This window comes from Streptomyces sp. NPDC049915, assembly GCF_040656475.1.
Classification (GTDB): Bacteria; Actinomycetota; Actinomycetes; order Streptomycetales; family Streptomycetaceae; genus Streptomyces.
Genome location: NZ_JBFAMH010000037.1, coordinates 42,914 through 52,052, shown reverse-complemented (window position 1 = coordinate 52,052; position 9,139 = coordinate 42,914). Strand labels below are relative to the sequence as shown.

General features: G+C 70.8%; 11 protein-coding genes. 7 read left to right on the top strand and 4 right to left on the bottom strand.

What is annotated here, in order from left to right:
• Window positions 1-142 precede the first annotated feature (142 nt).
• Window positions 143-991 (bottom strand): menaquinone biosynthesis protein, encoded by an 849-nt coding sequence (locus AB0J12_RS36120; protein WP_363268936.1) that lies wholly within the window; start codon window positions 989-991, stop codon window positions 143-145.
• A gap of 300 nt (window positions 992-1,291) precedes the next feature.
• On the opposite strand from AB0J12_RS36120, the gene AB0J12_RS36115 reads away from it, so the two are divergent.
• Complete coding sequence (locus AB0J12_RS36115) at window positions 1,292-1,495, top strand: cold-shock protein (RefSeq protein WP_003992177.1); 204 nt, start codon at window positions 1,292-1,294, stop codon at window positions 1,493-1,495.
• A gap of 77 nt (window positions 1,496-1,572) precedes the next feature.
• Here AB0J12_RS36115 and AB0J12_RS36110 read toward each other — a convergent pair whose 3' ends face one another.
• A complete protein-coding gene (locus AB0J12_RS36110) occupies window positions 1,573-2,148 on the bottom strand; it encodes an XRE family transcriptional regulator (RefSeq protein ID WP_363268935.1) in 576 nt (191 codons plus the stop codon).
• 71 nt (window positions 2,149-2,219) lie between these two features.
• Here AB0J12_RS36110 and AB0J12_RS36105 point away from each other — a divergent pair, with 71 nt between their 5' ends.
• The 4 genes from AB0J12_RS36105 (at window position 2,220) to AB0J12_RS36090 (ending at window position 5,496) form a co-directional block, all read left to right on the top strand.
• On the top strand, window positions 2,220-2,903 hold the full coding sequence (locus AB0J12_RS36105; RefSeq protein WP_363268933.1) for an AzlC family ABC transporter permease: 684 nt from the start codon (window positions 2,220-2,222) through the stop codon (window positions 2,901-2,903).
• A complete protein-coding gene (locus AB0J12_RS36100; RefSeq protein WP_363268932.1) occupies window positions 2,900-3,214 on the top strand; it encodes an AzlD domain-containing protein in 315 nt (104 codons plus the stop codon). Before AB0J12_RS36105 ends, AB0J12_RS36100 begins: the two co-directional genes overlap by 4 nt.
• A 27-nt stretch (window positions 3,215-3,241) precedes the next feature.
• On the top strand, window positions 3,242-3,874 hold the full coding sequence (locus AB0J12_RS36095) for a methyltransferase domain-containing protein (RefSeq protein ID WP_363268931.1): 633 nt from the start codon (window positions 3,242-3,244) through the stop codon (window positions 3,872-3,874).
• A 557-nt stretch (window positions 3,875-4,431) separates the two neighbouring features.
• Window positions 4,432-5,496 (top strand): EamA family transporter, encoded by a 1,065-nt coding sequence (locus AB0J12_RS36090; RefSeq protein WP_363268930.1) that lies wholly within the window; start codon window positions 4,432-4,434, stop codon window positions 5,494-5,496.
• Here the strand turns inward: AB0J12_RS36090 and AB0J12_RS36085 are convergent.
• Window positions 5,393-6,274 (bottom strand): LysR family transcriptional regulator, encoded by an 882-nt coding sequence (locus AB0J12_RS36085; protein ID WP_363268929.1) that lies wholly within the window; start codon window positions 6,272-6,274, stop codon window positions 5,393-5,395. The two genes, AB0J12_RS36090 and AB0J12_RS36085, sit on opposite strands and share 104 nt — an antisense overlap.
• A gap of 19 nt (window positions 6,275-6,293) precedes the next feature.
• Window positions 6,294-6,692 (bottom strand): PLD nuclease N-terminal domain-containing protein, encoded by a 399-nt coding sequence (locus AB0J12_RS36080; protein WP_363268928.1) that lies wholly within the window; start codon window positions 6,690-6,692, stop codon window positions 6,294-6,296.
• Between the two features lie 87 nt (window positions 6,693-6,779).
• Between AB0J12_RS36080 and AB0J12_RS36075 the strand changes: the two genes are divergently transcribed.
• Entirely contained in the window at window positions 6,780-8,237 is a 1,458-nt protein-coding gene (locus tag AB0J12_RS36075) for a menaquinone biosynthesis decarboxylase (RefSeq protein ID WP_363268927.1), read from the top strand.
• Window positions 8,234-9,136, top strand: a complete 903-nt coding sequence (mqnP, locus tag AB0J12_RS36070) for a menaquinone biosynthesis prenyltransferase MqnP (protein WP_363268926.1) — start codon at window positions 8,234-8,236, stop codon at window positions 9,134-9,136. Before AB0J12_RS36075 ends, mqnP begins: the two co-directional genes overlap by 4 nt.
• The last annotated feature ends 3 nt before the right edge of the window (window positions 9,137-9,139 follow it).

Genomic DNA, 9,139 nt, shown 5'->3' with positions numbered 1-9,139 from the left:
GTCCTCGGTCCGGCCGCCCGTTTCCGACGAGGGGCGCCCTGTGCCGGTGCCGGCCGCTGCGGGCGGACACCCCCCACCCCGGCCCCTTCCCGCCGTACGCGGGTGCGGGGACGTCGTGGTGTGGGCTTGCCGCTGCGGGGGCCTACGCGCCCAGCAGTTGCACCCTCACGTCCGCCGGGAAGCCCGTCGTCGGGCCTACTCGGCGGGCGAACTCCGTGACCGCTTCGAGTTGCCCGGGGCCGAAGCTGAAGTCCAGGGTGGTGAAGTACTGGGCGAGGGTCTGCTCGTCGAAGGCCTCCCAGCGGGCGGCCTGTTCGGCGACCTTGGTGACCTCCTCCAGGGACAGGTTGCGGGAGGCCAGGAAGGCCTCGTGGACCTGGCGGGTGATCGCCGGTTCGCGGGCGGCGTAGTCGCGGCGGGCCGCCCAGACGGCGAAGACGAAGGGCAGGCCGGTCCACTCCTTCCACAGCTGGCCGAGGTCGTGGACCTCGAGGCCGTAGCGCGGGCCGTCGATCAGGTTGGCGCGCAGGGCCGCGTCGCCGATCAGGACCGCGGCCTCCGCCTCCTGCATCATCAGGCTGAGGTCGGGCGGGCACGTGTAGTAGGAGGGCTGTACGCCGAAGCGTTCCGCCAACAGCAGCTGGGCGAGGCGGACGGACGTGCGTGAGGTGGAGCCGAGGGCGACGCGGGCGCCGTCCAGCCGGTCGAGGGGGACCTGCGAGACGATCACGCAGGACATGACGGGGCCGTCGCAGCCGACCGCGATGTCGGGGAAGGCGACCAGGTCGTCGGCGTTGCGCAGGAACTCGACGAGCGTGACGGGCCCGATGTCGAGGTCGCCGCGGATCAGCCGCTCGCTGAGCTTCTCGGGCGTGTCCTTGGTCAGCTCGAAGTCGAGGAGCGTGCCCGTTCTCGCGAGCCCCCAGTACAGGGGCAGGCAGTTGAGGAACTGGATGTGGCCGACACGCGGCCGGGTGCGAGAAATGTCCACATCGCGAGACTAGACCTCATCGGTCACCCCGCCACCGGCGACCCCGGCCGCGCGTTGCGTCAACCAGCCGAACGTCTTTCAAACCTTCGAGTGAAGTGATCTTGACCTCTATTGCTTCCGGGCTCCATCGTGCTAGGCTCGCCGCAAGTTGCAGTTTGGTTTCCCTTGCAGTACAGAGCCTGCGGAGCATGTGACCGCGGGCTCTAGTCGTTTTCAGAAGAATGCAGTTGTGCGGCATGACTTTGTTTTCACACTTGCAGGTTCTGGAGCAGGGCAACCCTTTGGGCCCAAGGAGGGCTTATGGCTACCGGAACCGTTAAGTGGTTCAACGCCGAAAAGGGCTTTGGCTTCATCGCCCAGGAAGGCGGCGGCCCCGACGTCTTCGTTCACTACTCCGCGATCAACGCCTCTGGCTTCCGCTCTCTCGAGGAGAACCAGCAGGTGAGCTTCGACGTGACCCAGGGCCCGAAGGGCCCGCAGGCGGAGAACGTCACTCCGGTCTGATCGCGTCCTAGCGCAGTACCCAAGGAGCCCCGCGCCATCCAGCGTCGGGGCTCCTGCCCTTTTCCGCCCGAATGTCCTCAGACGTGGTGCATGATCAGGACGAACGTCGTCCCCGGCTCCAGCGCCTCGTACGTGTGCGGCACGTCTCCCCGATACGACATGTAGTCGCCCGGGCCCAGTTGCACCGCCTCCCCCCGCGGCCCCGCCTGTACGCGCCCGGCGCTGACGACGATGTGCTCCACCGTGCCCGGAATGTGCGGTTCCGAGTCGCGTACCGTGCCCGGCTCCAGGGTCACCGCGTAGATGTCACGCCGCGCGCCCGGCGGGCTCGCCGACAGCAGGGTGGCCAGATAGCTGGACTGCTCGGAGTGCACGGTGGGCCCCTCGCCCGCACGGATCACGCGCACGGCCGACGCCGGCGGCTCCACCAGCGCGCTGAACGGCACCCCCAGCGCCACCGCCAGCGCCCAGATCGTCTCCATGCTCGGATTGCCGCTCGCCGCCTCCAGCTGGGACAGCGTCGACTTGGCGATCCCGGCCCGCTTGGCCAGCTCCGACAGGGACAGACCGACCCGGTTGCGCTCACGCCGCAGACTCGCGGCGATCCAGTCCAGAGGCAGGCGGGGCGGGGTCGAGGCGCCGTCGGCAGTCATGATCCTGTTCGCTCCATCATTACGATCGTTCGCCTTGACGAACGCCCGTCGGGCCGTTCATCGTAGAAAACATGCGTTCGCTGCTCCGAACACCAACCTCCATCCTGACACCCCTCACCCGCGACGCCTCCCTCGTGTGGGTGGCCAGCGGAGTCGTCGGCGTGTCCTTCGGCGCCGTCTGCGTCGCGGGCGGGCTGCCGATGTGGGTGCCGGTGGTGATGTCCCTGGTGGTGTACGCCGGGTCGGCCCAGTTCAGCGCGGTCGGCATCCTGCTCGCCGGGGGCGGGCCGCTCGCCGCCGCGGCGACCGGGCTGCTGCTGAACACCCGCACGGCCGCCTTCAGTCTCGCCGTGGCCGACGTGATCGGCACCGGCCGACTGGCCCGGTTCCTCGGCGCGCACCTGGTCACCGACGAGACCGTGGCCTTCGCCCTGGCCCAGGCCGACCCGGCGCGCCGCCGGGCGGCGTTCTGGATCTCCGGCATCGGCCTGTTCGCCGTCTGGAACCTCGGCGTGCTGTGCGGCGCCCTCGCCGGTACGGCGCTCGGCGACACCGCGACCTACGGCCTCGACGCCGCTTTCCCGGCCGTGCTCGTCGCCCTGGTGCTGCCCGCCCTGCGCACCGACTCCGCCGTACGGCGCAGCGCACTGCTCGGCGCCGCGCTCGCCGTGGCGGCGACCCCCCTCGTGCCGGCCGGCGTGCCCGTCCTGCTCGCACTCGCCGGGCTGGCCGCCCTGAAGGGGGTACGGCGATGAACGCGACGGCCGCCATGATCCTGGCGCTGGCCGCGGGAACGTATGCGTTCCGGCTGGTCGGCCCGGTGCTGCACGGACGCGTCACGGTCCCGCCCCGGCTCCAGGAAATGCTGTCCGCCGGCGCGGTCGTCCTCCTGGTCGCCCTGCTGGCGACCGGGGCACTGACCGAGGCCGGGGGCTTCGCGGGCTGGGCGAGACCGGCCGGCGTCCTGGCCGGCGGCGTCCTCGCCTGGCGGCGGGCCCCGTTCGTCGTGGTCGTCCTGGGCGCGGCGGCGACAACGGCGCTGGTGCGGGCGGCAGGAGTGTCCTGACACAGGCTCCCGCTAGGGTGCGCCGTCATGACAGACACGGAAACCCGCGCCTTCTACGACGCCGTCGCCGAGGACTACGCCGAGCACTTCCGGACCGGTCTGGCCCCCCTGCCCCTGGAGCGGGCACTGCTGACCACGTTCGCCGAACTCGTCGCACCCGACGGCGAGGTGGCCGACCTGGGGTGCGGTCCCGGATGGGCCACGGCGCACCTGGCGTCCCTGGGACTGCGCGTCTTCGGCCTCGACCTCTCCGAGGCGATGCTCACGGTCGCGCGCCGCGAGTATCCCGGTCTCCGGTTCGTCCAGGGCTCGATGCGGAAGCTGGCCCTGCCCGACGGAGCTCTCGCGGGAGCGGTGTCGTGGTACTCGTCGATCCACACGCCCGTGGACGAACTCCCGCACCTGGTCACGGAGTTCCACCGCGTACTCGCACCGGGCGCCCCTCTCCTGCTCGCCTTCCAGGCCGGCGACGAACCACGCCGCCTCAGCGAACCCTGGGGCCACCCGGTCACACTCGACTTCCTGCGCCGTGACCCCGAGGACATGACGGCACTCCTCACCTCCACGGGCTTCGAACCACTGTCCCGCACCCTGAAGGAACAGGACACGGCCCGCGGGGAAACGGCCCCTCAGGCCTTCCTCATCGCCCGCCGCCAGTGACACGTCCTCCGGTGGCTGAGCGGGGTGGGCCGCACGCCCGGCGTTGAGCAAGTGCCCAGCGTTTGCGGTCGGCCGGGGGTGGCTGCGCTCACCGGCGCTGGCCGGGTGCCTCCCCCAAGCTCTTCGAGCAGGGGGGACCCCCAGCCCACCCGTGCCGCCCCAGCGGCACGACTGCCCGCAGCTACGCCAGATGACGGCCGGCACTCGCCCGCGGCGGGAAGGGGACGGGGTGGGGGGTGTCCGCCCGCAGCGGCCGGCACCGGGCAACGGTGCCCCTCGTCGGAAACGGGCGGCCGGACCGAGGACGGACACCCCCCACCCCGGCCCCGACTCACAGACAACGGCAGGCGCGACACCTGCCACCCACCCACCGCAACGGGCCGCCGCAGGCAGAAAAAGGGGCGCGGGGAACTGCGCGACCAGCCACAAAGAAACCCGCGGACAAAGACCGGCCCACGCGCCGCAGACGCAGCTATCGGCCCCACCGATGACCCCATCGGCACAACACCCCACTGGCCCGTGGACCGGGCCCACGCCGCGCTCGTAGCGTCGCGGACATGACCTCATCGCAACGGGGCACGGCCCAGCTGACGACCGCGATGGTGCTCTCCGGCACCCTCGGCGTCTTCGTCGTCGAGTCGGGCGCCTCGCCCTTCAACGTCGTCTTCTTCCGCGTCCTGTTCGGCGCCCTCGCCCTCGGCGGCTACGTCACCGCCCGCGGCTGGCTGCGCGACCACGGCTTCACCCCGCGCACGTTCGGACTCGCCGTCCTCGGCGGGGTGTTCATCGTCCTCAACTGGGTGTTCCTGTTCGAGTCGTACGAGAACACCTCGATCTCGGTCGCCACGGTCGTCTACCACACCCAGCCCTTCTACGTGGTGCTGCTCGGCGCCCTCCTCTTCCGCGAGCGGCTGACTGCCGCCAAGGTCGGCTGGGTCGCTCTCGCCTTCGCCGGGCTGGTCCTCGTCTCGGGCGTCACCCCGGCCGACTTCGCGAGCGGGGGGACGTATGTCGTCGGCGTCGGACAGGCACTGCTCGCCGCACTGCTGTACGCGCTGTCGACCCTGGTCACCAAGCGCATCACCGGGGTGCGGCCGCATCTGATCGCCCTCGTCCAGGTCCTCGTCGGCATCCCGCTGCTGCTGCCCTTCGCCGACTTCGGCGCGATGTCCGGCACCGGCCGGGACTGGGGCTGGCTGGTCGGACTCGGTTTCGTCCACACCGGCGTGATGTACGTCCTCATGTACGCCGCCTACGCCCAGTTGCCCACCGCGAAGATCGCGGTACTGGCCTTCGTCTACCCGGTGGTGGCGATGGTGGCGGACTGGGTGGTGTACGGCCACCACATCGGCCTGGTCCAGGCCCTCGGCGTCCCGCTGATCGTCCTGGCGAGCCTGAAGGTCACCCTGGCCCGCAAGCCCCAGGGCACCGGCACCCCGGCCCGCACCGCGAACACCACCCCGGCCGCCCCGACCCCCGGGGTCACCCCTCCTCGAACCCCGGCCCGGACGCCCGGGGTCACCCCTCCTCGGACACCAGACGCCGCGCCCGCTCCACGAACAGCCGGGCGTGCGCCGGCAGCCGCTTCCCGGCCCGCCACGCCAGCTGCGTCCGAAGCGTGAACGGCGGCTGCCAGTCCAGCCGTACCAGCAAGCCCTCCGCGAGTTCGGCGGCGACCGTCACCTCGGGCAGCAGACAGATCCCGAGGCCGGCCGCCGCCGCGCGCTTGGTGGCCTCGATCGTGCCGAACTCCCGGAACTCCACGGCCGCCACGACGGTCAGCTCCCGCTCGAACAGATCCCGGTAGGCGCAGCCGGGCTCGGTGGCCAGCAGCGGCTCGCGCACCAGATCGGCGGCCGTGACGTCGCGGCCGTACAGCCGGTGTCCGGGCGCCGCGACCAGGGCCAGCGGCTCGACAGCCAGCACCTCGCTCTCCAGGCCCGGGTGCTCGGTCTCCTCCTCCATCAGGAAGCCCAGGTCGTACGTGCCCTGTCGCAGCGCCTGCCGGGTCTCGTCGCCGAGGGTGGGGCGCAGGGTGAGGCGGACCTTGGGGTAGCGGTGGTGGAAGAACTCCAGCAGGGGCGGCAGGCGGTAGTTGGTCAGCGACTCCATCGTGCCGACGGCGAGCGTGCCGGAGGGTTCCTCGGTGCCGGCGGCCGCCGCGCGGGCCTCCTCGGTCAGTTCGATGATCTGCCGGGCGTAGGGCAGCAGCCGCTCGCCGGCCTCGGTGAGCCGGATGCGGCTGCCGAGCCGGTCGAAGAGCTGGCTGCCGAGCGCGTCCTCCAGGGCGCGGATCTGGGAGGTCACGCTGGACTGGGCGTAGTTCAGCTCGGCCGCCGCCCGCGTGAAGCTCAGCACGGTGGCGACCTTCTCGAAGGTGACGAGCAGCCGCAGTTCCATCAGTCGGTCCGCCCTGGGCTCAGTCCGCCGCGGGGTCCTCGCCGCGCTCCTTGCGGCGCAGTTCGTCCTCGCGGCGGCGCAGGTCGGCCTCCCACTCCTTGAGCAGGGACTCGTCCTTCTTGTGCTCTTCCTTCAGCGACTTCAGGAACTCGGGGTTGTCGTCGGGGGCGACCCATTCGGTGCGGTGCCCGCGGTGCCATTCCGAGGGGGTGGAGCCGCCCGGCGGCCGCGGCCCCCGCTGCTTCCCGGCCACCAGCCAGGCGATCGGGCCGACGAGCACCTCGCCGAAGAGCAGGATGACGAGCACCCACACCACCTTCGGCAGCCCCCGCACCTCCTCCTCGGGCGTGTTCAGGCAGTCGATGAACGCGTAGATCCACAGCGCCAGCACCAGCAGGAACGGCAGATACCTGAGCATGGACGGGAGATCCCCCAGCAGACGGCGAGGGGGCACGACGGGCCCCGGTGACGGGCTCAGAGTAGCCCGTGCCGGATACTGGGACGCATGGCTTACGACGATCTTCGCTCCCTGCTCAGGGCGCTGGAGCGCGAGGGCGACCTCAAGCGCATCAAGGCCGAGGTGGACCCGTACCTGGAGGTCGGGGAGATCGTCGACCGGGTGAACAAGGCCGGTGGCCCCGCCCTCCTCTTCGAGAACGTGAAGGGGTCCTCCATGCCCCTCGCGATGAACGTCTTCGGCACCGACCGCCGGCTGCTGAAGGCGCTCGGCCTGAAGTCGTACGCGGAGATCTCGGAGCGGATCGGCGGCCTGCTGAAGCCCGAGCTGCCGCACGGTTTCGTCGGCGTGCGCGAGGCGTTCGGCAAGCTCGGCGCGATGACGCACGTCCCGCCGAAGAAGGTGAAGTCCGACCACGCCCCGGTCCAGGAGGTCGTCCTCACCGGCGACGACGTGGACCTGGAGCAGCTGCCCGCGCTGTTCACCTGGCCCAAGGACGGCGGCTCCTTCTTCAACCTGGGCCTGACCCACACCAAGGACCCCGAGTCGGGTGTCCGCAACCTCGGTCTGTACCGCCTGCAGCGGCACGACCGGCGGACGATCGGCATGCACTGGCAGATCCACAAGGACAGCCGCAACCACTACCAGGTGGCCGCCCGGCGCGGCGAGCGGCTGCCCGTCGCGATCGCCTTCGGCTGTCCGCCGGCCGTGACGTACGCCTCCACCGCCCCGCTCCCCGGTGACATCGACGAGTACCTCTTCGCCGGGTTCGTCGCGGGCAAGCGCATCGAGATGGTGGACTGCAAGACGGTCCCGCTCCAGGTGCCGGCGCAGGCCGAGGTGGTGCTGGAGGGCTGGCTGGAGCCGGGCGAGATGCTCCCGGAGGGCCCCTTCGGCGACCACACCGGCTTCTACACGCCGCAGGAGCCCTTCCCCGCCCTGACGATCGACTGCGTGACGATGCGCAGGCGTCCGCTGCTCCAGTCGATCGTCGTCGGGCGTCCCCCGACGGAGGACGGTCCGCTGGGCAGGGCGACGGAGCGGTTCTTCCTGCCCCTGCTGAAGATCATCGTCCCGGACATCGTGGACTACCACCTGCCCGAGGCCGGTGGCTTCCACAACTGCGCGATCGTCTCGATCGACAAGAAGTACCCCAAGCACGCGCAGAAGGTGATGCACGCGATCTGGGGGGCGCACATGATGTCCCTGACCAAGCTGATCGTCGTCGTCGACGCCGACTGCGACGTGCACGACCTGCACGAGGTCGCCTGGCGTGCCCTCGGCAACACCGACTACGCCCGTGACCTCACGGTCGTGGAAGGTCCCGTCGACCACCTCGACCACGCCTCCTACCAGCAGTTCTGGGGAGGCAAGGCAGGCATCGACGCGACGAGGAAGTTGCCCGAGGAGGGCTACACGCGCGACGGCGGCTGGCCGGACATGGTCGAGTCCGACCCCGCGACGGCGGCTCTGGTGGACCGCCGCTGGAAGGAGTACGGCCTGTGAGCAGCGCGTCCGCCGCGATCCCGCAGCCGGGACGCACGAAAGCGTTCCTGCGCCTGGTGATGATCGAGCACTCGGTCTTCGCCCTGCCGTTCGCCTACATCGCCTCCCTGACGGCGATGTACGAGTGGGACCGCAACATCCACTGGGGCCGGCTGCTGCTGGTCACCGTCTGCATGATCGGCCTGCGCACCTTCGCGATGGCCGTCAACCGGATCATCGACCGTGAGATCGACGCGCGGAACCCGCGCACGGCGCACCGCGAACTGGTCACGGGCGCGATGTCCGTCCGCCACGCGTGGACCGGCGCGCTGGTCGCCCTGGTGGTGTTCCTGGGCGCGGCCGCGCTGCTGAACCCGCTGTGCCTGGCGCTGGCCCCCGTCGCGGTGATCCCGATGGTGGTCTACCCCTACGGCAAGCGGTTCACGAACTTCCCGCAGGCCATCCTGGGTCTGGCCCAGGCGATGGGCCCGATCGGCGGCTGGCTGGCGATCAGCGGCGAGTGGTCGTGGACGGCGGTCATCCTCGGTCTCGCGGTCGGTGTCTGGATCGGCGGCTTCGACCTGATCTACGCCTGCCAGGACGTCGAGACGGACCGTGAGATCGGCGTGATGTCGGTCCCGGCCCGCTTCGGCATCCCGGGGGCCATCTGGGGCGCGCGGGCCTGTCACACCGTGACCACCGCCCTCTTCGCCTGGTACGGGGTGGTCACGCACGCGGGTGCCTTCTTCTGGCTGGGCCTGCTGATCGTGGCCGCGGCCTTCGTCTACGAGCACACGATCGTCCGCCCCCATGACCTCACCCGTCTGAACAGGGCGTTCTTCCAGGTGAACGGCTTCATCGGGATCGCGCTGTTCGTGTGCGCGCTGCTCGACCTGCTCGTGCGGGGGCTCACCGTCTAGCGC

What these genes read in the sequence shown, in the direction of transcription:
- AB0J12_RS36115 (WP_003992177.1), top strand. Translation starts at nt 1,292, where the DNA reads ATGGCTACCGGAACCGTTAAGTGGTTCAACGCCGAAAAGGGCTTTGGC.
- AB0J12_RS36110 (WP_363268935.1), bottom strand. Translation starts at nt 2,148, where the DNA reads ATGACTGCCGACGGCGCCTCGACCCCGCCCCGCCTGCCTCTGGACTGG.
- AB0J12_RS36105 (WP_363268933.1), top strand. Translation starts at nt 2,220, where the DNA reads ATGCGTTCGCTGCTCCGAACACCAACCTCCATCCTGACACCCCTCACC.
- AB0J12_RS36100 (WP_363268932.1), top strand. Translation starts at nt 2,900, where the DNA reads ATGAACGCGACGGCCGCCATGATCCTGGCGCTGGCCGCGGGAACGTAT.
- AB0J12_RS36095 (WP_363268931.1), top strand. Translation starts at nt 3,242, where the DNA reads ATGACAGACACGGAAACCCGCGCCTTCTACGACGCCGTCGCCGAGGAC.
- AB0J12_RS36090 (WP_363268930.1), top strand. Translation starts at nt 4,432, where the DNA reads ATGACCTCATCGCAACGGGGCACGGCCCAGCTGACGACCGCGATGGTG.
- AB0J12_RS36085 (WP_363268929.1), bottom strand. Translation starts at nt 6,274, where the DNA reads ATGGAACTGCGGCTGCTCGTCACCTTCGAGAAGGTCGCCACCGTGCTG.
- AB0J12_RS36080 (WP_363268928.1), bottom strand. Translation starts at nt 6,692, where the DNA reads ATGCTCAGGTATCTGCCGTTCCTGCTGGTGCTGGCGCTGTGGATCTAC.
- AB0J12_RS36075 (WP_363268927.1), top strand. Translation starts at nt 6,780, where the DNA reads ATGGCTTACGACGATCTTCGCTCCCTGCTCAGGGCGCTGGAGCGCGAG.